Genomic DNA, 24,466 nt, shown 5'->3' with positions numbered 1-24,466 from the left:
GGGCTATCGGCGGCGAGTCATCGGCGGCGACGCGACGGCGGATCGAGCTGCTGCACAAGCCACTGCTGCGTGCGCTCGATCACATCATCGAAGCCACTGCGCACGCCGCGCACTGTGAGTCGTACCTCTACGCTCGGCGTGATCCCTACGCGCTGCAACTGACCGTCATCCGACTGGCGGAGCTCCACGATGGGAAGTGCGACATATAGCAGACCGGGCAACGCGATATCCATAACCTCTCCGGGAGCACCCGCGCTCGACGAGCCGATGAACGTGATGCGCGCCACGGCATCGAGCGCGATCGCCAGTCGTTCCATGTCGCCTTCGGTGCGTTCATCGATCAACGCCACGAGACGTCCGGCATAATGACCCGCCGTGTCGCCGCGACTCACGCGCGATCGGGCTTCCCGTGTTTGTGCACACAAATGTCGCGCCTCACGCAGCGTAGGCGTGACACAGGGTTCGCTCTCGTAGCGCCGCACCTCACGCGCCGTGACCGCTTCGGGGACGCTGCGTACGGCGGCGATGATGGCTTCGGCGCGACCCGTGCCGAGCGTGCCGCGCAGATCGAGCATCCATGCTCGTGCGCCGCGCGAGCGCGCGAGGATCACCGCGATCGAGTCGTGCGGCAGGCGCTCTACATCCAGGTATACGATGTCACCCGGCAACGTACGCACGGCGCTCATGCCCGGTCGTTCCGCCAACACCAGTGGCGCCACATACGCCGCACTGCGCGGAATGTTCAACTGCCATTCACGATTGGTCAGGTCGCGCAAGCGAAACAGTGCACCGCCGCCTGGGCCAAGTGCGACTTGTGGCATCAGCGCGCGCAGGCGCGACCACGTGTTCGGCGCGGACACCGCCGTACGATGGTCGATGATCCACGCCGGCATCGGGAAGCCGTCAGCGGCCGTGACTTCCATACCCGTTTCGATACCGAGTGCCTTCGTGACCGAATCGCGCACCACATCGGTGATGATGGCGCGGTCCTCGATCCAGCGTAGGCGAAACGGAACCGATGCCGTACCGCGCACTGTGTCGGCCGATTGCCCTCGCAAGTTTGCGGGAGCGTCATCGAGTGCCGATACCATCGGCGTCAATGCCGCCGCGTATTCGCTGGCTACACGCGCCGCCTCGAGCTTCGGGATCGTGCGCACGAGCAACGCATCCATATCCTCATCGTAGAGGTCGCGATGCACGTGACGTACGCGAATGGCGCTCCACAGCTGCGCCGCCGCCAACAATCGAGCGCCCATGAACGGATACGGATCGCGGCCGTAGTAATTCGGCAACACCGCTGGCAGACGACGCACGGGCTCACGAGATACGCGCACCACGCGATGTGTGCGCAGCAGCGACAGCGCCGCGCGCAACACCGGCGCGCTATCCAGCGGCTGTGCCGCACGCGGCAGCACCGTGTCGGCGACAAGCCCGGTAGTGCCGTCGGCATGCACCAGCTCACCCGTGCGAATGCGCACCGCCGTGCGATCGGTGATCGGCAGCACCACACTCGACACCAACGGGGTATCGTCCACGCCCTCTTCAGCAAGCAGCGTGGCGCGCCCACTGGCTACCAGTGACAACAGCGCGCGCGGAAGCACCGTGGCACGATTTGCCAGCACCATCACGCGACGTGGTGACGACGAACCGGCGAACACCGGGCGTCCGGTGCGAACCGTCCAGGCGTCATCGGGCTGCCATTGCCCATCGACATACCGCGCGCCACCTACACGACGCGTCCGCTCCGAACTCGCGATCGTGAGCATGCTGTTCAACTGCGTCGCAAGTCCGGCGCTGATCGCAAACCGATCGACCACGGTATCGATGCGATCATCACCAATGCGGTCGACCGTCGTGTGTTGCGGCACTCCCGATCCACGCAGGTCGAGCACCACGCGCCCGGGCGCCGTGGAAAGCAAACGATTCACCATCGCGGCGGCGCTGTCGGTCAACAGCGCACGCTGTGCCGCACCCAACGGCACGCGCAGGATCAGCACACTGTCACGCGTACGCTCACTGCCGTGCTCATATCCGACGGCATCGTTCACGACCGTGGCCGTCGTCCCCGCGCTGTCCGTGAGTTCGACGCGCGTCAGCGGGTCCTGCAGCACCGACAGCATGCGACGATACGCACTGGCCAGCTGCTCTGGATCGTTCGCAGAACGTACGACCGTCGCCGCGCGGATGAACGCGGAATCCCACGGTGCGCCACGTTCGATCACGGCGGGGTGATAGAGCGACGCCAGATGCCACACCTGCAGCAACTGACGCAACCGGGCCACGCCCGCCGAATCAGAGGGGGCAGGGTCCGGCTCAGGGAGCTGCGTATCAACCACCGCCGGTGCCGCCAGAACTGGCGCCGCCATTGTCGGTGCCGCTGCTGCGTGACGCGCCGGTCGAGATGCCTTGGGCGACGCCTTCGGCGTACTCCCCCCCGGCGCCGGCGCACCAACACCCGAATCCGGAGTCATCCTGAAGAAGCTGCTGCTGCAGCCGGCACTCGCCGATGCGAGAATCGCCAGCGACGCACGTGCGGCGACACGCCCGAGCATCCGGGGAGTTGGCGAAATCAGCATATTGCACAAGATACCATCGGCGCCCCTCCTTGTTGCACAACGCTTCCCATATACTGACTCGCCTCCGCATGACCGAACGCCTGTATTACACTGACGCGCGCCTAGACCGGTTTACCGCCGTGGTGCTCGATATCGCCGACGATGGTCGTCGCGTGGTGCTCGACCGCACCGCGTTCTATCCCACCTCGGGCGGACAGCCACACGACCTGGGCACCTTGGGCGGCATCGCGGTGGTCGACGTGATCGACGAGGAAGAGCGGATCGCGCACTGCCTCGCAGAACCGATCGGCGTTTCCGTAGAGTCGATGTTGGTGGGACAGATCGATACCACGCGTCGCTTCGATCACATGCAGCAGCACACCGGCCAGCACCTGCTCTCAGGCTTCCTCGCCGACGAATTCGGCTGGCTTACGCTGAGCGTGCACTTCGGTGATGACAGCAACACCGTCGACGTGGCTTGCGATGACTTCGACCCCACGATGCTCGCATCCCTCGAGCGCCGCGCCAATGCCCTGATCGTGCAGAATCGGCGCGTCACCGTGTCCTTCGAAGACGCCGCCGAGGCCACCAGACTCCGCAAGCCGAGCGACCGTGCGGGCGAGCTGCGTATCGTGACCATCGACGGTATAGACCGCAGTGCCTGCGGCGGTACCCACGTCCACTTCACCGGCGAGATTGGCGCGATGCTGCTGCGTCGCGCCGAGAAGACCAAGGGCCACACGCGCATCGAGTTCGTGTGCGGCCATCGCGCCGTGTCCCGTGCCAGACTCGACGCCGAACTGCTTACGAAGGCGGCACGCACCCTGTCGGCCGCACCACATGAGCTGCCAGGACTCGTGGAACAGCAGCAGCAGCGACTCGCCGAGGGAGAACGTGAGCGGAAACGTCTGGCCGGTGAGTTGGCGTGCTATGAAGCCACGGCCATGTGGACGGCGTGTATCCCCGACGGCGACGGCGTGCGGCGCATCGTCGTGTCAACCGCTGGCGCGGTGAAGGACTCCGAACCGCTCGCCCAGCAGCTGGTGGCCCTCGGGTGTTGCGCGATACTGGTGACCAATGCCGTCGTGGGCGGTGTGTTGATGGCCACCGCGGAAGACACCGGCATCGATGCGGGACAGCGACTCCGTGCCGCCCTGCAAGCCGTTGGTGGTCGTGGCGGCGGCTCGCCCCGTCTCGCACAGGGCGCTGTCCCCGATCCGTCGCAGCTGCCGGTCGTACTCGCGTCCCTTGGCTTTCTCGCAACCACACAGGAATTGTCCGCATGAAGATCACGCGACCCTCGCTCTCGGAACACGCGCCGTTCGCCTCGACCTATATCGACGCCACCGCCAACGCCCTCACCGCGACGGGCACGGACCAGCTCTGGTCGCTACTGGTCGCGCAGCCCACGGCGCTGCTGGAACTGCTCGACGCCGTCGACCCGTCGCTGGCCGACTACTCGTATGGCTCTGGAAAGTGGACGCTGGGCGAGTCGCTGGTACACGTGGCCGACACGGAGCGGGTGTTTTCATACCGCCTGATGCGGATCGCCCGCGGCGACATAACACCGCTTCCGGGGTTCGACCAGGATACCTGGGTGCCGGAAAGTCGCACAGCCGGACGCCCGCTTAACGACATTCTGACCGAAATTCAGACCGTGCGCGCGGCCACGCTGTCGCTGGTGAAGTCGCTGGACGAACAGGCGTGGAGCCAAGTCGGTGTCGCCAGTGGACATCCAGTCTCCGCACGAGCGCTGGCGTGGATGATTGCCGGGCACTTCGCGCACCACCTCGATCTCACCCGCGAGCGGTATCTGGTGCGCTGATCGTACGGTCCGATTTCGGCCCCCGGAATTCGCTAGATTTCAGATCTGCGGCGCCCACGCCAGTGGCGCGCCTCACCTGACCGAAATTCCGGAGCGATGTCCGTGTCCGCTGTGCCCTCTGCTGCTGCTGCCGTAACCGAGACCGAGCGTCTCGCGATCGATACGATCCGTACCCTCGCCATGGACGCGGTCCAGGCCGCCGAGTCTGGACACCCGGGGACGCCAATGGCGCTCGCGCCGCTGGCGTACGCGCTGTACACGCGTCATCTGCGCCACGACCCATCGGCACCATTGTGGGCCGACCGCGACCGCTTCGTGCTGTCGGTCGGCCACGCGTCCATGCTGCTGTACGGCACGTTGCACATGGCGGGCTACGACCTCCCACTGGCCGAGATCAAGCGCTTCCGTCAATGGCAGAGTCTCACGCCGGGCCATCCCGAAGTGCACCACACGCCGGGTGTGGAAACGACTACGGGTCCGCTTGGACAGGGCGTCGCCAACGCCGTCGGTTTCGCCGTCGCCGAATCGCATCTCGCGGCCACGTTCAACCGCCCCGGTCACGACATCGTCGATCACTACACGTATTTCGTGGCGGGTGACGGCTGCCTCATGGAAGGCATCTCGCACGAAGCGGCCAGCTACGCCGGTCACTTCAAGCTCGGCAAGCTGATCGGCTTCTTCGACGACAACGGCATCACAATCGACGGCAGCACCGATCTCTCGTGCAGCGACAACGCCGAGCAGCGCTTCGCCGCGTACGGTTGGCAGGTGTTGCATGTGCATGACGTGAACGATCTCGACGAGATCGACGCCGCCATCGCCGCGGCGAAGGCCGACGCGCAGCGTCCCACGATGATCATCACGAAAACCCACATCGGCTTCGGCTCTCCCCACAAACAGGACACAGCCAAGGCGCACGGTGAACCGTTGGGCGCCGCCGAGATCGTGCTTACGAAGGCTGCGTACGGCTGGCCGAGCACGGAGCCATTCTTCGTACCCGATGAGGCGCGCGCGCATTGGACCGAGCGTGTGGCCACGCGCGCCGCGTTGCACGGTGAGTGGAAAGTCAGGTGGGCGGCGTACCAAGCCGCGCACCCCGAGCTCGCCGCCGAGCTGCTGCGTCGCAACGCGAACCAGCTGACCGCCGCGCTCGACAGCGCCTTTCCTGTATTTGATACGAAGAGCGGTAACGTAGCCAGCCGCGCCGCGAGTGGTGTCGTCATCAACGCCATCGCTTTGGCGGCGCCCGAGTTGGTTGGTGGCAGCGCCGACCTCACCGGTTCGAACCTCACCAACGTGAAGGGCGCCACGTACTACGCGCCCACCGCAGCCGCCGGTCGCAACTTTCATTTCGGCGTTCGCGAGCACGCGATGGGCGCGATCATGAACGGCATGGGGTTGCACGGCGGCATCATCCCGTACGGCGGCACGTTTCTCGTGTTCAGCGATTACATGCGTCCGGCGATCCGCCTGGCGGCGCTGATGGGCCTGCAGGCGATCTACGTGTTCACGCACGATTCCATCGGACTCGGCGAAGACGGCCCCACGCACCAGCCCGTCGAGCAGCTCACCGCGTTGCGTTGCATTCCGAACTTGCTGGTGCTGCGTCCGGCCGATGCCGATGAAGTGAGCGAAGCGTGGCGCGTGGCGATCGCACATCGCACCGGTCCGTCGGCGATCGTGCTCACGCGTCAGAAACTGTCGTACTTTGGCGAGCCGGCACGGGCACGTGCCGGTGTGCCGCGTGGCTCCTACGTGGTGGCCGATACGAATGGCGTCCCGAACGTGGTGTTGCTGGCGAGCGGTTCGGAAGTTGAGATCGCGCTGGCGGCGCGTGAGCAGCTGGCCGCGAATGGTGTGAACGCGCGCGTGGTGAGCTGCCCGAGTCTCGAACTGTTCGCCAAGCAGGACGCGTCCTATCGTGCGAGTGTATTGCCCGCCGGCGTTCCGCGCGTGGCCGTGGAGGCGGCGCATCCGATGTCGTGGTACCAGTGGGTAGGCGACACGGGCGCGATCGTCGGCATCTCAACCTTCGGTGCCAGTGCACCGGCCCCCACGCTGTACGAGAAGTTCGGCATCAGCGCCGACAACGTAACGGCGACTGTTACGCAGCTGCTGGGCGCATAGTCCGTTTCACATGACACGCCTGCTGGCCTTTCTCGGCGCCACCATCGGTGGCTACGCTGGCTGGGCCGCAGGCGTACCGTTCGGCGTATTCACGGCCTTCGTCGTGAGCATTCTGCTCGCGGCGGTCGGTGGGTACTACGGACGGAAGATCGGGAAGCACTACGGTGGGTGACGTGGTGGGTTGGCGAGATCGCTGAACTGATCACGCAGAGAGAACTGAGAGGGCGCAGAGGACGCAGAGAAAACGATTCTCTGCGAACTCTGCGCCCTTTGCGTTTCCGCGTGATCAGTTCAGCATCACGTCAACAAGCGCTCCATCGACTTACGGAGCACACCGCGCCAACGCGAGCGGGCACCGCTCCGGATCACGTGCCGGTGCACTGCCCTGACCGCCCGGGCCGCCAAATGTGTACAGCGGTAACCGGAGCGTCTGCAGTTCACGACCCGGGATCGGGAAGTGGACGGGCGTGCCTTCCGGAAGCGTACGCCAGCCGCGGGCGTCGAAGAACGCGACCACGCCGCTCACACCGGCGCCTTCGATGCCCTTCTCGTAGCGAAGCGCGTCCCACAAACTGCCACAGTCGCCGTTCTCCTTGCGCGGCACGCAACCCGCCTCGTTCGGCGGGCCATCGACTGTCACGGCAGGCAGTTCGCCGTTCGCGATGCGCGACTTGTTGATCAGCAGCACCGCTTCGGCCGCACGACCCAGGCGAATGAGTGCTTCGGCCTTGAGCAGATCCATCTCGGTCACCGTCATTGCGACCTGCGGTCCCGACTGGTAGGTGAGGTCGACACCGTTGCGCTTGTAGTAGTAATGCGAGAATCGGTATGTACCGCGGGCGGCCTGAAAGATGTTGTTCAGGTTGTAGCCCATGTACTTGCCCACCGATGTCGGTCCCGTCGGACCCTGAATGCGACGGTCCTTGGTGGTGATGCGGAACGGCAGCCGGCTGTCGTTCTGCGTGGCCACCCAGCTACGCCATCCGTTCGTCGAATCAGACGGGCCCACGAGCCAGTAGCTCGGGCGACCGAAATCCGACGGACGTCCCGCCGTGCGCAGGCGCGCGAGCAAACGCTTCCAGTCGTCGAAGAAGACATCGGGCTGTGCCGAGGGCGCGAAGTCCGTCTGAATGCCCGCATCGACGCGCCGAATCACTTCCGCCCAATTCACCGCGGCACGCTCTTCACGCGTGCGGGCCGAGTACACCAGCAGTCGCGCGGCGAAGGAGTTCGCGAGTCGCACGAACTGGTCCTTGGTGAGCGCCTGATACAGCCACCCGTCCACCGGGAACGTGATCGTGGGCTGCGCGTTCGACGTCGCGATCGCAACGTCGATCTGCGTGATGCCGAACGTCGTAACCACCTTGTAGTCGCTGAACTTCGGCGCCACACCAGTGAGCGTGTCCAGCTTGGTGGTCTCGTCAACCAACGCGGCCTTGTCGAAATACAGACCGAGATAACCGTACGAGATACCCTGCATGAACTTGCCCATCGCCTTCGCCCGTGCCGTACGCGGCGCATCCACGATTACGAGTCCGCGATCGATCGCACCCACCACATCGTTCGCGGCGGAGATGGTGCGGTACAACTGAAACCACGGCTGCTCGTTCACCAGCCGACGCGCGTTCACCGGACTGTTATTCCACGACTGACGTGGCTCGGCAGAGAGCTCGAGTTGTCCGAAGTCCGCGAAGCCGGACGTCATCTCGCGCGCCATCGTGCTGAATGCCCACGACGGATAGTCATCGTGGCCCGCCACAGGCCACCACGTGCGGAACGAGGTGGCAACGAAAGATTCGGTGGTCACCGGCTGCGCCGTGGCGCGCTCGGCATCGGGCCGGTTCGGGTTCACCACATCGAGGTCCTGACAGGACGCCGCGAGGAGGGTGAGGCCAATCGGCAGAGCGATGTTCTTGAGAGTCGAATTCATGTGTTGAGACTCGCCGATCAGAAGGTGATTTCGAAGCTGCCCGTCACCGTGCGATAGCGCGGATACGAGAAGCTGTCGAGGCGGCTGAGCACACTGCCTACTTCGGGGTCGTACCCCTTGTAGCTGGTGAGCGTAACCAGATTACGACCAATGAGCGACACCGAAGCCTGTTCGGCACCGAGACGCGCCAGCGCACGGGCGAAGCTGGTCGGCAAGCGGTACTTGAGTGACACCTCACGCAGCTTCACGAAGCTCGCGTCCTCGACGAAGTAGCTCGTCGGGTCGTTGGCCGAGTAGAGCGAGACGTAGTATTCGATGGGCTTCTTGAGTTCCTGCACCTTACCGGCCTGGTCGACATCGCGACTGCGCTGCCACTGGTACATGCGCTGATTGGTCTGGTTGTACGCGTCGCCGCCAACCTGCGCGTCCCACAGCATGAACAACTGCACGCCGCGCCAGCCGATCGTGTTCGACAGGCCAAAACGGAAATCCGGGTTGCCGTCGCCGATCCGTGTCACGGCCGCGTTGCCCGTCGAGTCGATGGCGCGGACCGGCATGCCCCACTGGTATGACTGGCTGCCGATCGTCACCGCCGGCGTACCCCACAGGCGCTTCGTCTCGCCATCGGTGTACGCGTTACCGGCACCGACGTACACGAGCAGGCCTTCGTCGTTGCGCGCGAATTCGTTCGCGCGCAACTGCGCGCCGGCCGGCAGATCTTTGGTGTCGCCGATGAATCGGAACCCGTACATGTTGCCGAGCGTCTCACCCGCACACCGGAAACCCACTGTGTTGGTGGTGAAGCAGGGGCGATTGAACTCAGTGATCTTGTTGCGCGACCGATCGGTCACGAGCCCGGCACGCCACGTGAAATTCGGCTTGCGCACGATCTGCGCTTCGATCGTGCCTTCGAGCGTGTTGCCCGTCACGGTACCGGCGTTCTGCCACTGGTTCGCGTAGCCGAAATAGCCGGCCAGCGGAATCAGCAACAGCTGATCGGAGGTCACCTGCCGGGCATACGAGAGCTGAATGGAGTAGCGATTCTTCACGATGGCGTCGATGCCGATTTCGGTCTCCTTCGAGTACTCGGGCTTCAGGAACTTGTTGCCGAGGTTCTGCTTCACTAGGCCGCCGCCTTCGATGAAGTTGAAGGTCTCGTACTGGTCGTTGAAGTCGGGGCGGCCACCAGCCGTACCCTGCGACGCGCGCAGCTTGAACTCGTTGAAGACGTTCTTGAGCGGAAACCACGTTTCTTCGGAGAGGCGGTACGCGGCGGAACCGCGATAGTACCAGTTCTGCTGCTCCTCGGGACCGAACAACGAACTGCCGTCCATACGTGCGAGACCGTCCACGATGAGCTTTCCGCGATAGTCCGCGGCCGCGCTGGCGAAGAACGAGTTGGTCCGGATCGTCTCGCTCGTCGAATTGACGAAGCGCACGGTCGCGTTATTCAGGCTGTTCACGCCCGGGGTCGAGAAGATCTGACCACTCGCATTCACGAGGTCGTTCGTCTCGCGTTCCATCAGACCGCGGACCGTGCTGCGCAACGTGACGCTGCCGACGCGCTTGAGCAGGTTGGCTGATAGCGACGCGTTGAACGCATTGGTCACACCGTTGAAGCGCGAGATTTCACCCGGACCACCATTACCGAAACCTTCCGTCTTCACACCTTGGTCGAGGAAGAAGTCGGTGGAACGATCGGAGCGATCGTAGGAGAGGTTACCGTCCACGGTGAGCCACGACCGCGGTGCGTAGCGCGCTTCCATGGCCCCCTGCGTACGGGCGCGATTCCGATTGCGCGTTTCGGTGGACAGCACGTACAGCGGATTCTCTTCCCGTCCTTCGAAATCGGGCTGGAAAATGAACGGCGTGCCGTCCGGATCGGGCTGACGCAGGTCTACATCGGGCGCCTGATTGATGAGGTCGAAAAACGTATCGTCGTACAGGTTCAGGCGCGTCGAGCGACTATGGTACGCGCTGACACCGATGCTGAGATCACTGCGCGGACGATGATCGAGATTCAGTCGGAAGTCGTTCTGATCGTAGCGGCCGCTGTTGAGGACGACGCCGTCTTCCTTCTGATTCACGTAGGAGAAGAACCAGTTGGTCTTGCCACCGTTCTGCGCGATGTTCAGCGAGTTGCGCGCGAAGTCGCCGGGATTGAAAAAGCGATCCACCTGATCGTAGAACGTCCCCGCCTTGAAGGGGTTGTCCTGAAAGCGCGCGTAGATGGGATCCGGCACGCGCAGCTCGCGGGGAACCACTTGGCCTGCGACGTTCAGGAACTCGCCCTGCTCATTCGACAGGAATGAATGCTGCTGCGCCCAATTCACTTTGCGAGCGAGTTCGTTGTTTCCGTACTCCGTGCGCAGCGTGAACTTTGTGGTACCCTCGGCCAGGCCGGTACCGCGGCGTGTACGAATCTGGATCACACCGGACCCTGCGCGGGATCCGTACAGTGAGGCGGCGGCCGCGCCCTTCACGACTTCTATGCTCTCGATGTCCATCGACTGGAGATCGGCGCTGGCAGCGTCGAACGACGCGGACTGGATGACACCGTCAACCACCACCAGTGGCGAGGTGCTCTTGCTGATCGATGTCGGCGTCCGCAGCTGAATGTTCGTACCGCTACCGGCCTGTCCGCTGGGGATCACACTCACACCGGCGATCTTGCCCTGAATCGTCTCCAGGGCGTTCGTTGCGGGCACCGGCGCGTCTTCCGCCGAGACACGGCCGACGGAGAACGGCACGCGGGTGCCGGAGGCGGGGTCCACCACACCGGTGGTCACCATGGCCTGCAGGTTGAGCGCGGCCACGTTCATCGTGACGTCATACGTCAGCGTCGCCCCGGCCGACACGACGATGCCCGCGCGGACGACACGGCGATAGCCAAGTCGAATAGCCTCGAGGCCATACGAGCCGGCGGGCACGGCGGAAAACGTGAAGCGACCGTCTGTATTGGTGCGCGCTTCGAGACGCGTGGTGCCACGCGATAGAAAGAGCTGGACCGACTGCAGCGGCTGTCCGGAGACCGAGTCGGACACGACACCCATGACGCGGCCCGGGGCCGTATCCTGCGCGTGAAGTGCCGCAGTGCCGGCGAGGCCGAACACCAGTGAAGCCGTGAGCATCAGATGCGCGGCGAAGCGAGGGACCATCTTTCCTCCGAGGGGATCTTGCTGACCAAAACACAGCGGCAGGCAGCATCGCCTGTGCGACACAGCCTGCCACCACGCAATGCGAGCGGGACGAACTGCAAACTATACGAAACAGGCGGTCGAGACGTTGGAGAAGCGTGCGCTCATGAAACGATTCACCGACGTAGCGCACGTCCCGCAAAAACATTCGCCATCTGTGTGTCCTGCACCGCCGCCTGCCCGTTCACGAACACCCACACCATCCCGCTCGACAGTTTAGTCGGATCGAGGTAAGTGGCTTCATCGCGGATGGTCTTGGGGTCGAACACGATCACATCGGCGAACGCTCCCGCGCGCAGCACGCCGCGATCAGGAATGCGATACGTCTCCGCCACCTGCCCCGACGACGCCCGCACCATGCGCTCCATCGTGATCACCGGCTTGTCGAGCACGTAACGACGGATCTTGCGCGGGTACGTGCCATAGAGCCGCGGGTGCCCGCCTGACCCGTCGGAGCTGGTCATCACGTACGGATCCTTCATGAACGTCTCGATGTCGGCCTCGGTCATGTTGAACGATGCCACACTCATATCGAGCCCTTCGTTGATCATCGCCAGCGCCGTCTCCACCGCCGGCAGTTTCCGCTGCTCGGCGGCCTGCTTGAGCGTGAGACCGATGTACGGCTTGGCCGCCGCGCTGCCACCCGTGAGCAGCAACGTGCTGTCACCACCACGGCGACGCAGATTGTCGCGCATCTCCACCAGCATCTTCTCGCGCAGCGCCGCATCGGCAATGCGCAGCTTGAGCGAATCATTGCCGCCGGCCTGCGCCCAGCGTGGGAGCAACGCCGCACTCAGGCCCGTGCCGCTTGCCGTCCACGGATACTGATCCGCTGTGACCACGCATCCATTGGCGCGCGCCTCGCGCATGATGCCGAGCACACTGTCGGCCTTCCCCCACACATCGACACCCAACGTCTTGATGTGTCCCACGTTCGCCGTCAGCCCCGACTCGCAGCCAATGCGGATTGTCTCGCGCACCGACGCCAGCACGCCGATCGTGTACGACGATTCGTCACGCTGATGCGTGTCGTATACACCGCCGAACGGCTTCGCGGCGGAGATCACGGCGATCGCTTCCTCGGTGCTGGCATAACTTTGCGGCGCGTAGAACAATCCCGAGCCTACACCGAAGGCGCCTTCCTTCATGGCCTTCGTGATCAGCGCGCGCATGGAGTCGATCTGTGCCTTCGACGCCGGCGCCGACGACGCACCCATCACGTTCGCGCGCACGGTGCCGAAACCCACCGTAGCATAGGCGTTCGTGCCAAGACCCAGCTTCTCCGATTCGTCGAAGACACGCTTCACATCGAACGGCCCACGCCCGTCGGGGCCAATCGTGACGGTAGTGACACCCTGCATGAGCGACGACGCGCTCAACCGACGCTCGGCGTTCAGTCGCGGCAAACCTTCCAGCGCGTGCGTGTGCGGATCGATGAACCCCGGCGACACGATCAGCCCCGTGGCATCGAGGCGTCGTGCGGCGGTGGTACCGGCAGGAATGGCACCGACAAAGGCGATCCGATCGCCGCGAATGCCCACGTTCGTCACACGCCCTGGCGCTCCCGTGCCGTCGTAGACCATCGCACCGGTGATGAGCACGTCGACGGCGCTTTGCGCGTGCAATGCTGCGCCATGGGGAAGCGCAGCGAGTACCGCACCGAGCAGCGCAGCGCGACGGGCGGATGAGAAGAAAGTCATGATCGGTGGGAGTGTGGTGAATGTCATACCATGCCTGTTACGCGCCGCACACCAGCGTCGCTGCCGCGAGATCTTCCAGCGCGAGTCCAACCGACTTGAACAGCGTGATCTGCGCACTATCTGTGCGCCCCACGTGAGTACCCGCTACCAGCTCACGCAGCTCGGCCACCACTTGCCCGCGCTCAATCACCCCGCGCGCCAGCGGATCCACCAGATCGCCGGCTTCGGTCAGCGCCCCGTCATAGCTGTCCACCACAATGCGACTCATGCGCACCACGTCGTCATCAGCCTCACGCATGGTCGGCGTGAAGCCCCCCACCAGATCCACGTGCGTACCGGGCGACAGCCAGGCGCCCTGCACCAGCGGCGTGCGTGACGTGGTCGCGGCGCACACGATCTGCGAGGCCGCGACGGCGTTGGCCAAGGCATCGGGCTCGTCACCACATGATTGTACCGGTAGTCCTTCGCCGGCCAACGTGGTCGCCAAGGCGGCGGCGCGTGAGGCCGAACGTCCCCAGATCCGCACGTGCGCGATTGCCGGGCGCATCGCGCAGTAGGCGCGCACCATGTACGGCGCCAACGTGCCCGTGCCGATCACCAACAGGTCGCTCGCGCCCTGGCGCGCCAGATACCTGGCGGCCAACACCGAGGTAGCGGCCGTCCGACGCACGGTGAGCGCCTCGCCATCGAGCACCGCCCGCGGTTCACCGGTGTGTCGATCGAGCAGGAGGTACAGCGCCTGCACCGTGCGGGCCGAGTGGGAGTCGGGCATCACCGTCACGACCTTCACACCAAGGGCCTCATCGCTCCACGCCGGCATCAGCAACAGCGAGTCCCGTTCGCTCAGCGCGTGTGTATGACGGCGCGGCACGGTGGCCCCGGCCGCGAAGGCGTCGCGTAAGGCAGACACCAGCAAATACCACGGCAGGGCCGCGTGGACTTGTTCGGCAGAATGGTACGGCAGCATCTTGGGATTCTATGTCTCGAGACGCATTGCGGAACCAGCAGACGGACCCCTTGATGAAAGTCGTGATCATCGGTGGTGGAGTAATGGGCGCGGCCACCGCCTCGTTTCTCGCCACGCGCTACGGCATTCATGCCACCATCCTCGAGCGAGACACGTCCTACACCCGGGCCTCGAGTGCGCTGTCGGCCTGCGCCATCAGGCAGCAGTTCTCCACCGAGATCAACATCCGGATCTCGCAACAGAGTCTGTTGTTTTATCGCGACATCGGCCGGCAGCTGGCCGTCGGTCACGACGCGCCGACGATCGGTCTCGTGGAGCCTGGATACCTGTTCCTCGCCACCGACGCAGGCGTGCCAGTGCTCACGGAGAATCAGGCGCTGCAGACGCAGTGCGGCGCAGCGGTGGCCCTGCTCTCGCCCCGTGAGCTCGGCGAGCGCTTCCCATGGCTTTCCACCGAGCAAATTGCCCTTGGGGCATTGGGGCTGTCGTCGGCGCTCAGTGGAGAAGGCTGGTTCGACGGATACCGCGCGTTGCAGGCCTTTAGACAGCACGCCATCGCGAACGGTGCGCGCTTCGTCGAGGCCGAGGCGATCGACTTCGACATGCGGAATGGCGCCGTGCAGTCGGTGATCACGGCGCAGGGCGAGCGCATCGACGCCGATGCGGTCCTCATTGCCGCCGGCGCCTGGTCGTCACCCGTGGCGGCGGCACTTGGCTTCGAACTTCCGGTTCGCGCCCGCAAGCGCGACGTGTTCTCGTTGCAGGCCAGCGCGCCGCTGGCGGGGTGTCCGCTGGTGATCGACCCCAGCGGTTTCTGGTTCCGTCCCGATGGCGACACCGGACAGTTCCTCTGCGGGGCGCCGCCGCGTGGCGTCGATCTCGACAATGCCCCACTCGATCAGGTGGACCACGGCCTGTTCGACGAGTGGCTGTGGCCGCGCTTGGCGGAGCGGGTGCCGCAGTTCGACGCCCTGCGGGTGACCGGCTCATGGGCGGGCTACTACGAGTACAACACCTTCGACCAGAACGGACTCGTTGGCCGACTGCCCGGCATCAGCAACGCCTTCGTGACGACCGGCTTTTCGGGACACGGCCTGCAGCAGGCGCCGGCGATCGGGCGTGGCATGGCCGAGCTGATGGCCACGGGGGCGTATCACACGCTGGATCTTGCGCCACTTGGACTTGAGAGGCTGGCCGCGAATGCCCCGCTGGTGGAGCGAAACATTATCTAGGGCGCTATTCGGCACCGCTCAAAGGCAAGAACACGGATGACAACGGATGACGCGGAACTGCACGGATAAGCACAAAGCGCCGTTTGCTTATCCGTGTAGTTTCCGTTGATCAGTCCTATCCGTGTTCCAGCTGTTGCTGTTGCTGTTGGGCCAATCTCATCGTGTCTCTCTCAGGTCCGCCCATGTCTGCTGCTCTCCATAAGGAAACGCACAAGAGCGCGAACATCGGCTGGCTGCGCGCCGCTGTGCTTGGTGCGAACGATGGACTGATCTCGACCAGTAGCCTCGTGGTCGGCGTCGCCGCCGCACAGCCGGATCGCGCGTCGGTGGTGGTGGCGGCACTGGCCGGACTGGTAGCCGGTGCCCTATCGATGGCCGCCGGCGAATACGTGTCGGTGAGCTCGCAGTCTGATACGGAAACGGCGGATCTGGCGCGGGAAAAGATGGAACTGGCCACGCAGCCCGAGCACGAACTCGCCGAATTGGCCGGCATCTACGTGTCGCGCGGACTCAGCCCGGAGCTGGCGAAGAAAGTGGCCGTCGAACTCACCGCATACGACGCCCTCGGTGCGCACGCGCGCGACGAGCTGGGCATTTTCGACCACACGCGCGCGCGTCCCATTCAAGCGGCGCTGGCATCGGCCGCCGCCTTTGCCGTGGGCGCCGGGCTTCCCGTGCTCTTCGTGTTCCTGGCACCCACGGCGATTCTCACGCCGCTCGTGTTCGGCTCTACCATCGTGGCCCTCGGTGCGCTCGGCATGCTCGCGGCTCAACTTGGCGGCGCCTCGCTGTTACGCGGCGCTGCACGCGTCACGTTCTGGGGCGCGCTCGCGATGGTGTGCACGGCACTGATCGGCAAACTTGTCGGGTCTCCGGTATGACACGCGACATGCCCAAGTCACCGATTGTCCAGAGTGCGAAGCGCGTGACCCGCACCTTCAAGGCGCAAGTCACCACGCTGACCGCCACAGTCGGTGCCACGTGGACCGCGTTCGTCGTGAACGGCCTCGCCGGTGGTGCACTGATGCAGTATGGCGTGATTCCGCGAACGCTCACGGGCTTTCGTGGTATTTTCTTCGCGCCGTTTCTGCATGCCAACATGCAGCATCTCATTGCCAACACCATTCCGTTCCTGGCCATGGGCTGGCTGGTCATGCTGCGCGACGCGCGTCACTTCCTGCCCGTCACGCTGTTCGCGATGCTGGGCTCAGGACTGATGGCGTGGCTGCTCGGTGCGCCCGGCTCCGTGCACATCGGCGCCAGCGGCGTCGTGTTCGGCTACTTCGGCTTTCTGCTGCTCGGTGGCTGGTATGCGCGCAGCTTCATGAGCATCTCGCTCAGCATTCTCGTGGCCGTCCTGTGGGGCGGGCTCGTGCTCGGCATTGCCCCAGGTCAGGTAGGGATCAGTTGGCAATCACATCTGGGTGGATTCATTGCCGGGGTGCTGGCGGCGCGGCGGTACAAGGGCGCGCGGTAGGAGCGCGCGCTCCCCTACTGCAACCGCGCCGCCGCTGCCGCCAGTACTTCCGCCCGCCAGGTCTCGAGCTGCGCCACCGGCACACCGCTCTCCTGCGACACCTGCTCGCTCGACGTGCCCTGCAGCAGCTGCAACACCAGCGCCACGCGGTCCGCCCCTGATCGTGCAGCCGTCTCTGCCACCGGCGCGGAAACCGCCGCCGCACACACCGAGCCCGCCGGCGTATCCCGCGCAGGCGCAGCCACGGCATTCACCGCCGACAACCGGCGCCGCGCGGCGATGGCGGTGACCACGATGTCACTCAGCAACTTCACGTAACGCAGCGTCGCGCGATCAGGGCTGATAGCCGCCATCGCACCGTCCATCGCGCGATCCACGTACAGACACCCCACGATCTTTCCCGCGACCACGATGGGAAACACGCCGAACTGCGCGACGCGCAGTGTGCCCGCCCACCGGGCTTCGGTGGCGTTCATGGCGCGATCATTGGGCAGATAAATCGGCGCGCGCTGCTGCGTCGCCGTAACCACCGGACCACCGCGAATGTTCATCGGAAAATCGAAGTGCGGAAGCAACGCATCGATCCCTTCGCCAAGCCCCGAGCGCGCCACCAATCGGCCGCGATCGGTATCGAGAATGCAGACGATCACGCGATCGAACGGGCCGCCGCGCAACGCGCCTTCGAGCGCCAGCAGCAACACCTCACCCAGCGCGGTGCCCGACTGCGCGTCGGCCGCACTTTCGAGCTCCTGACGCAATCGATCGCGTAACTGCACCGCAGTGTCTTCACTGAGCTCCGGCGTGACCGCCATCCACTCGCCGGTTTCGAACGCGGCCACACCGATCGCTGAGCGTGCGGATTCGGAAAGCTGTTTGAAGCGCTGACGATCGCTGGGAATGTGCAAGCTCGAGAACAGTTCGCGCGTTTCGTTCAGCGCCGACGCAATCACTTCGCGCAGCAGCTCCCGACTGAGCTTGATCTTCGCACGGTGCTGTTCTATCACCGCTTCCAGCGCCATACCCACGCCCTCCGGCGCGTGATCCTGGCTGTAGAGCGCTACCGTGAGATCGTGACTGAACGCGGTCACGGCCGCCGACAGGGACACCGACGTGGACGCCCGCGCGCGCATCCCCTGCACCACCGTTTCCGGCATGCCCCAATGTCGCGACACCTCGGCGCCCAGATCGGCATAGCCGAAGCCAAGTACGACTTTGGTGGCGCCCGTTTCCGACTTGCCTTCGTCGTGCATCATGGTCTGGATGCGCGCGTAGTCTTCGCCGAAGTGACAGGCGATGAGTACTTCACCCAGGTTGCGGAACATGCCGCACAGGTGCGCTTCCTCAGGCTCCTGCATGCCCAGACTCTTCGCCACCTCGCGTGCGTGATTTGCCGTGAGCAGCGATTGCAGCATCAGCTCCTTCAGCGCGGGCGAGCGTCGATGAAAGTTCTCGAACAGCAGCAAGCTGCTGGCCAGCTGACGGACGGTTTTCGCGCCCAGCATCATCATCGCGTGCGTAGCGCTCTGAATGGACCGTCCCGAGCGCCGATAGTGCGCGCTGTTGGCCGTGCGCACCACACTCAGCGTGAGGCTGTATTCGCGTAGCACCACATTGGCCAGACGCTGCAGCGAGCTGGCATCGTCATCCAGCGCCGAGATCGTTTCGATGATCTGCTTCGACAACGCCGGGAAGTCGCTGCCGTCGAGAATCCGACTCATCCGCGCGCGAACGGGCAATTCCTCAGGGTCGGAGGGTGCGCTTTGCAGGTGCTGGGCGTTAGCTGGCATTACCCGGAGTATCGGCACCTCGTAGACCGGTCTTGCGCCGGTCGATACAATCTGGCATCGCCACACCCCATGGATTCCATCAGCCCACCACTCGCCCGAACCGCCATGACCCGTTCCGCTGCCTTCAGCCCGCGCGGCCCCGCCGCCATCGGCCCCTACTCGCACGCCGTCTGGGCCGGCGACCTGCTGTATTGCTCCGGCCAGACGCCCATCGACCCGGTCACGTCCAGACTCATCGACGGCGACGTCACGGCGCAGACGCACCGCGTGTTCGACAACCTGCAGGCGGTCGTGGAAGACGCCGGCCTCTCAATGGACGACGTGATCAAGTGCAACGTGTACCTCACCGACATGGCCAACTTTGCAGCCATGAACGCAGCTTATGCCACCCGTTTCTCGGCCCCGTTCCCGGCCCGCACGACGGTGGCCGTGGCCGGCTTGCCGCTGAACGCGCAGGTGGAGATCGAGTTGGTGGCCAAGCGCCCGTAAGGCGTTCGCAGTTTGATAGGTCACGAGGGGTCGGTCCGTCGCGGGCCGGCCCCTCGTGTCTTCAATCAGTTTTGTACCGAACGGTCAGTTGGCCGGCACTGTCAGCGTGATGCCGTTCGCCGCGAGTATCACACTTATAGTTCGTGCCCGAACCATGAATATCATGGACTCGGCCACGGCAGCCTCCACCGCCGCCTTGGCGGAAGTGGCCTGCTTCTGCACCGCGTCGCTCGGCGTTTCCCACACACCCAGCATGCCGCTCTTGACCGAAGCCAGACGCGCCATGACGTTGGCATCGGTGCCACCGAAGCCCGCGCCGCCACCACCGCCACCAAATCCGCCGAGTCCACCGGCCGGTGCCCCAACGCCGAGCTTGGCGCGAACCACGTCGAAATCCTTGCGGAAGGCCGCGAATTGCGTCTTCACGCTGTCGGCGAGTGTCGGCGTGGAATCCATCTTGGCCGCCGCCTTCCGCACTTCCGCCAGCAGGGCAGTCATGGGAGCCGCCGCCGCTGCGCCTGCTTGTTGCGCCGCGTGCAGCTCGATAGCCAGGCCGTTGTAAGCCACCCGCTCCGCCAGCGTGAACTGCACCAACGGATCCATGACGATCGTGAGCTTCTTCGAGTCCACCAACTTTCCATCGACCACCAGCGCCACCGTGTACATGCCAGGCAACACCTGCGGCCCCTGATTGGCTCCACCACCACCACGACCGAATCCACCGCCGCCGGCACCACCGGTCGCCGCGCACGGATTCTCCGGCCGATAGCCGACCGTTGGCAACGGCGTCGGCAAGCCCGCGATCGGGCCACGGAACCCACTACCACCGCCACCCGGCGGACCGCCTGCCGGTGCGCCGCCGCCAGCGACCGCATCACGGATCGGCTCCACGCGCTGATCCCAACACACGGTCTGCAGGCCGGCCACGTTCTTCGCCGCCGGAAGGGCCAGTTCACGCACCAGCGCACCATTCGCGTCGCTGATGCGCAGCAGCGGATTCGTGACTGCCTTCTTCAGATGCAGCTGCAGCACCGTTTCCGTGGGCGGGTTTTCACCGGTGAAGAACTGATGTCCCCAGAACTCGTCGTTCCGATCGTCCTTGGCCTTCCACTGCAGCGACGGACCCGGCGTGAACAGCGCGGCATCGAGCTTTTGCGCCGCGTTGAACTCCTGAATGGGCTCGAGGTGATCGAGAATCCAGAGCGCGCGACCGTGCGTGGCCACCAGCAGCGCGTTGTCGCGCGGATGAATCGTGAGTTCATCCACACGCACCGTCGGGAAGTTCGCCTTCAAGCGCTTCCACGTCTTGCCGCGATCGAGCGTGAGGAAGATGCCCGTTTCCGTGCCGATGTACAGCACGTCGGGATTGCGCGTGTCTTCGGTGAGCGTCTTCACCACTTCGCCCTTGAGCGTCGCGGTGAGTGACTTGAACGTGGCCCCGAAGTCGGTGCTCGCCCAGATGTACGGCTCGTAGTCGTTCAAGCGATGATTGTCGACAGTGATGTACACCGTGCCCGACTCGAAGCGCGACGGCACCACTTCCGACACGAACGCGTGACCCGCCGGGAAGCCCGGCAGATTCTTCGTGATATTCTGCCATGTGATGCCGTTGTCCTTCGACAAGCTCACGGTACCATCGTCGGTGCCGGTGTAGAACACGCCCTTCTGCTTCGGCGACTCCGCCAGCGCCACGATGGTCGGCCACTGAGAAATGCCGTCATTGCGCGAGATGGCAATGTCGCTGCCCTTGAGGCCCATCGTCACGAGACTGTCGCGCTTCTCGTTCTTCGTGAGATCGGGGCTGATCACCGTCCACGAATCACCGCGATCGGTGCTGCGAAAGACGCGATTGGCCGCCGCGAGCAGCACACCGGGATCGTTCGGTGAGAGCATCAGCGGCGTGTCCCAATGAAAGCGATACGCTTCGCCCGCCGTCGCGTTCACGACGTTCTGCAGAGTGGGGCGGATCGACTTCGACTCACCCGTCACCTTGTTCCGACGGACCATGTTGCCGTCCTGCGACTCGGTGTACACGATGCGCGAGTCACGCAGGTCGGGAATGGCCACGAAGCCGTCGCCGCCAAGAATCTGGAACCAGTCGTAGTTGAAGATGCCGCGGTTCATGCGCGACGCGCTCGGTCCACACCAGTTGTAGTTGTCCTGCATGCCGCCGCACACGTTGTACGGCGTCTCCATGTCGAAAGCCACGTGGTAGAACAATCCCACCGGCACGTTTTCGATGAATTGCCACGTGCGAGCCATGTCGTACGACGTGGCCAGACCACCGTCGTTGCCGAGGATCACATGATCCGGATTCTTCGGATCGATCCAGATGCCGTGTACGTCGTCGTGCGTCACGAGGGCCGCATCGGTTTCGAACGTGCGTCCGCCATCCACCGAGAGGTGCAGGCCCACGCCACCCATGTAGATCCGCTCCGGATTCACCGGATCGATGCGCAGCTGGCTGAAGTACATCGGACGCGCATTGGTGTTGCTCTGTTTGGTCCACGTGGCGCCGCCGTCGGTCGACTTGTACAGCCCCGACACGCCCGCCACGACACCACGCGTCGGCGGTGCTGCCGGTGCCGCCGGTGCCGCTTCCATGTTCTCCGTGGCGGCCGCCGCACGCTGCGCACTCGGCGCCGGACCTTCCACCGTAGCGTACACGATGTTCGCACTCTGACGGAACACGTCCACCGCGATGCGCCCCAAGGGACCAGTGGGGAATCCCGTGCCGGTCACCTTGATCCACGTCTCGCCGCCGTCGGTCGACTTCCACAGCGCGCTACCGGGGCCACCGCCATTCATGCAACAGGCCGTGCGACGACGCTGATACGTAGATGCAAACAGGATGTTCGGATCGGTCGCCGACATCACGAGCTCGTTCGCACCCGTCTCGTCGTCCACCTTGAGTACCTGCTTCCAACTCTTGCCGCCGTCGGTGGTCTTGTACACACCGCGCTCACCACCGGAACCGAACAGCGGCCCCGTGGCCGCCACCAGCACCACGTCGTTGTTGGTGGGGTGCATCACGACGCGATTGATGTGCTTCGACTGTGGCAGTCCCATCAACGCGAACGTCTTGCCACCGTCGGTCGACTTGTAGATGCCGCTACCCCACGACGTGCTCTGGCGATTGTTCGATTCGCCGGTGCCCACCCACACCAGATCAGGGTTGATCTGCGACACGGCCACATCACCGATTGCGATCAGTCCCTGATCCTGAAAGAGCGGCGTGAAGAGGGCTCCGTTGCTGGTGGTCTTCCACACGCCACCGTGGGCCGTGCCAACGTACCAGATAGCCGGATTGGCCTCGTAGATCGCGAGATCAGATACGCGCCCCGACATCGTGGCGGGTCCGATCGACCGGAAATGCAACTTGTCGAATTCCTGCGCCACGGGTGTAGCCGCAGGCGCGTTCTGCGCTTGGCCGGCAACTGGTGCACACAGGTACGTGAGCGCCATGAGCGAAGCGGCGCGTCGGTGCAGTGTCCTGGACATGGAGAGGATCAGCAGGAGGAGGGGAACGACCATCGGTTGCCCGTGGAGATCATATGGTGGGCTAATGTGGCGATTCCGTCCCGTGGCGTCCATGCCCCTCGTGTGTGCGGAGGCCGCAAAAGCGAACAGCCAGAACACGGATGCCACCGATTTCACCGAAACAACACGGATAAGCAAAACGCTCTTGGCTTATCCGTGTTGTTTCCTGTCGATCGGCGTCATCCGTGTTCCGGCTGTTGTTGTTGCAGTTTACTCTTCGCTCTCGGCTTTTACCGCATGTAGTGACAGTTGTACCCGTACGGATTCTTCTGCAGAAAATCCTGGTGCTCCCCTTCGGCCGTCCACCAAGTGGTTTCAGGCGCGATCTCGGTCGTGATCGGTCGCTTCCACAACCCCGACTGCGCCATGCGCGCCTTCACCAACTCTGCCGTCTCACGCTGCTCGGGCGTCGTATAGAAGATCGATGAGCGATACTGCGTACCGACGTCGTTGCCCTGTCGGTTCAGCGTGGTCGGATCGTGCAATCGGAAGAACCAGTTCTCGAGCAGCGACTCGAAACTCAGCACCGTTGGATCGAACACGATCCGCACCGCTTCGGCGTGTCCCGACGCGCTTTCGTGAGTGTCGTCGTACACCGGATGCTCGAGCCAGCCGCCGGTGTAGCCTACGTCGGTTTCAAGCACACCGGGTACGGCACGCAGAATCTCCTCCACTCCCCAGAAGCATCCGCCGGCCAGAATCGCGACTTCGGTCTCCTTCGCGTTCATGCGAACAACCGGCGGAACTCGCCATACCCTTCCGCTTCGAGCTGCTCGAGCGGAATGAAACGCAATGAAGCGGAGTTGATGCAGTAGCGGAGCCCACCAGCATCGCTGGGCCCGTCGGGAAACACATGACCGAGGTGCGAGTCGGCGTCTTTCGATCGCACTTCCACTCGACGCATGCCGTGTGTGCTGTCTACCGTCTCCAGCACCTGCGGCGCCACCGGCTTGGTGAAACTCGGCCAGCCGCAACCGGAGTCGAATTTGTCGAGAGACGAGAACAGCGGTTCGCCACTCACGATATCGACGTAGATGCCGTCTTCGTGGTGATCCCAGAATTCATTGCGGAATGGCGGCTCGGTTCCCGACTGTTGGGTCACCGTGAACTGCTCGCGCGTAAGCGTCCGAGCCAGCTCGTCTGCAGGAGGCTTGATGTAGTCAGGCATAGTGGAGGATATACACGAAATGGGTGCCCGAAGTGCCCGCTTCCGGTGTACCGTGACCGGCGCGGTGGCCTATCTTACACACGTGCAGAATCTCCGCTTCGACAATCGCTTCGTGAACGAACTGCCGGGAGACCCGGACCAGACGAACCGGCGCCGGCAGGTGCTCGGCGCCGCGTGGAGCGCGGTCGCACCCACACCCGTGGCCGACCCCCGCCTGGTCGCCCACGCGCGCGAAGTGTCGGAGCTGCTGGGTATCGCCGAACAGGACGTGCTAGCGCCCAGCTTCGCGCGGGTGTTCAGCGGAAACGAGCTCCTTCCCGGGATGGCACCGTACGCCGCCTGCTATGGCGGGCATCAATTCGGCAATTGGGCCGGTCAGTTGGGCGACGGGCGGGCCATGTCGCTCGGAGAAGTCGTGAACGCCGCCGGCGAGCGGTGGGAGCTGCAGCTCAAGGGCGCCGGTCCCACACCG

General features: G+C 64.3%; 18 protein-coding genes. 9 read left to right on the top strand and 9 right to left on the bottom strand.

Going from position 1 to position 24,466, the window contains the following annotated elements:
• Window positions 1-17: 17 nt before the first annotated feature.
• A complete protein-coding gene (locus tag ACESNG_RS08290) occupies window positions 18-2,552 on the bottom strand; it encodes a S41 family peptidase (RefSeq protein ID WP_373068523.1) in 2,535 nt (844 codons plus the stop codon).
• Window positions 2,553-2,644: 92 nt separating this feature from the next.
• Between ACESNG_RS08290 and ACESNG_RS08285 the strand changes: the two genes are divergently transcribed.
• The 4 genes from ACESNG_RS08285 (at window position 2,645) to ACESNG_RS08270 (ending at window position 6,679) form a co-directional block, all read left to right on the top strand.
• Window positions 2,645-3,841, top strand: coding sequence for a DHHA1 domain-containing protein (locus ACESNG_RS08285; protein WP_373058831.1), 1,197 nt, complete (start codon window positions 2,645-2,647; stop codon window positions 3,839-3,841).
• A complete protein-coding gene (locus ACESNG_RS08280; RefSeq protein WP_373058833.1) occupies window positions 3,838-4,380 on the top strand; it encodes a DinB family protein in 543 nt (180 codons plus the stop codon). The genes ACESNG_RS08285 and ACESNG_RS08280 overlap by 4 nt, the downstream gene beginning before the upstream one ends.
• Before the next feature lie 96 nt (window positions 4,381-4,476).
• Entirely contained in the window at window positions 4,477-6,507 is a 2,031-nt protein-coding gene (gene tkt / locus ACESNG_RS08275; protein ID WP_373068521.1) for a transketolase, read from the top strand.
• Window positions 6,508-6,517: 10 nt separating this feature from the next.
• Complete coding sequence (locus ACESNG_RS08270) at window positions 6,518-6,679, top strand: hypothetical protein (protein ID WP_373058837.1); 162 nt, start codon at window positions 6,518-6,520, stop codon at window positions 6,677-6,679.
• A 150-nt stretch (window positions 6,680-6,829) separates the two neighbouring features.
• Here ACESNG_RS08270 and ACESNG_RS08265 read toward each other — a convergent pair whose 3' ends face one another.
• The 4 genes from ACESNG_RS08265 to ACESNG_RS08250 all read right to left on the bottom strand — a co-directional run bounded on the left by ACESNG_RS08265 (window position 6,830) and on the right by ACESNG_RS08250 (window position 14,301).
• On the bottom strand, window positions 6,830-8,437 hold the full coding sequence (locus ACESNG_RS08265) for a hypothetical protein (RefSeq protein ID WP_373068519.1): 1,608 nt from the start codon (window positions 8,435-8,437) through the stop codon (window positions 6,830-6,832).
• A 17-nt stretch (window positions 8,438-8,454) separates the two neighbouring features.
• Window positions 8,455-11,595, bottom strand: a complete 3,141-nt coding sequence (locus ACESNG_RS08260) for a SusC/RagA family TonB-linked outer membrane protein (protein ID WP_373058841.1) — start codon at window positions 11,593-11,595, stop codon at window positions 8,455-8,457.
• Window positions 11,596-11,750: 155 nt separating this feature from the next.
• Window positions 11,751-13,334: an amidohydrolase family protein gene (locus tag ACESNG_RS08255; protein ID WP_373058843.1), complete on the bottom strand. Its 1,584-nt coding sequence runs from the start codon at window positions 13,332-13,334 to the stop codon at window positions 11,751-11,753.
• Window positions 13,335-13,371: 37 nt separating this feature from the next.
• The gene (locus ACESNG_RS08250) at window positions 13,372-14,301 is read right to left on the bottom strand and encodes an ornithine cyclodeaminase family protein (protein ID WP_373068517.1); all 930 of its coding nucleotides are present in this window, start codon (window positions 14,299-14,301) and stop codon (window positions 13,372-13,374) included.
• Between the two features lie 53 nt (window positions 14,302-14,354).
• Between ACESNG_RS08250 and ACESNG_RS08245 the strand changes: the two genes are divergently transcribed.
• From ACESNG_RS08245 to ACESNG_RS08235, 3 genes are all read left to right on the top strand, one after another.
• Window positions 14,355-15,533: an NAD(P)/FAD-dependent oxidoreductase gene (locus ACESNG_RS08245; RefSeq protein WP_373058847.1), complete on the top strand. Its 1,179-nt coding sequence runs from the start codon at window positions 14,355-14,357 to the stop codon at window positions 15,531-15,533.
• Between the two features lie 182 nt (window positions 15,534-15,715).
• Window positions 15,716-16,414, top strand: a complete 699-nt coding sequence (locus ACESNG_RS08240; RefSeq protein WP_373058849.1) for a VIT family protein — start codon at window positions 15,716-15,718, stop codon at window positions 16,412-16,414.
• A gap of 8 nt (window positions 16,415-16,422) precedes the next feature.
• Window positions 16,423-17,010 (top strand): rhomboid family intramembrane serine protease, encoded by a 588-nt coding sequence (locus tag ACESNG_RS08235; RefSeq protein ID WP_373058851.1) that lies wholly within the window; start codon window positions 16,423-16,425, stop codon window positions 17,008-17,010.
• A 14-nt stretch (window positions 17,011-17,024) separates the two neighbouring features.
• Here the strand turns inward: ACESNG_RS08235 and ACESNG_RS08230 are convergent, their stop codons facing one another.
• Window positions 17,025-18,797 (bottom strand): HDOD domain-containing protein, encoded by a 1,773-nt coding sequence (locus ACESNG_RS08230; protein WP_373068515.1) that lies wholly within the window; start codon window positions 18,795-18,797, stop codon window positions 17,025-17,027.
• A 105-nt stretch (window positions 18,798-18,902) separates the two neighbouring features.
• On the opposite strand from ACESNG_RS08230, the gene ACESNG_RS08225 reads away from it, so the two are divergent.
• A complete protein-coding gene (locus ACESNG_RS08225; RefSeq protein WP_373058855.1) occupies window positions 18,903-19,286 on the top strand; it encodes a Rid family detoxifying hydrolase in 384 nt (127 codons plus the stop codon).
• Between the two features lie 84 nt (window positions 19,287-19,370).
• Here ACESNG_RS08225 and ACESNG_RS08220 read toward each other — a convergent pair whose 3' ends face one another.
• The 3 genes from ACESNG_RS08220 to msrB all read right to left on the bottom strand — a co-directional run bounded on the left by ACESNG_RS08220 (window position 19,371) and on the right by msrB (window position 23,994).
• The gene (locus ACESNG_RS08220) at window positions 19,371-22,787 is read right to left on the bottom strand and encodes a WD40/YVTN/BNR-like repeat-containing protein (RefSeq protein WP_373068513.1); all 3,417 of its coding nucleotides are present in this window, start codon (window positions 22,785-22,787) and stop codon (window positions 19,371-19,373) included.
• Between the two features lie 269 nt (window positions 22,788-23,056).
• Entirely contained in the window at window positions 23,057-23,554 is a 498-nt protein-coding gene (msrA, locus tag ACESNG_RS08215) for a peptide-methionine (S)-S-oxide reductase MsrA (RefSeq protein WP_373058859.1), read from the bottom strand.
• Window positions 23,551-23,994, bottom strand: a complete 444-nt coding sequence (gene msrB / locus ACESNG_RS08210; protein WP_373058861.1) for a peptide-methionine (R)-S-oxide reductase MsrB — start codon at window positions 23,992-23,994, stop codon at window positions 23,551-23,553. Before msrB ends, msrA begins: the two co-directional genes overlap by 4 nt.
• An 82-nt stretch (window positions 23,995-24,076) precedes the next feature.
• Between msrB and ACESNG_RS08205 the strand changes: the two genes are divergently transcribed.
• Window positions 24,077-24,466 (top strand): protein adenylyltransferase SelO family protein (locus ACESNG_RS08205; protein ID WP_373068537.1); only part of this gene is annotated, 390 nt, incomplete at its 3' end.

It is taken from the genome of Gemmatimonas sp. (assembly GCF_041689975.1).
In the GTDB taxonomy this organism is placed as follows: domain Bacteria; phylum Gemmatimonadota; class Gemmatimonadetes; order Gemmatimonadales; family Gemmatimonadaceae; genus Gemmatimonas.
Note: the sequence above shows the minus strand (reverse complement) of the source record. Positions and strands in the feature narration are given on the sequence as shown.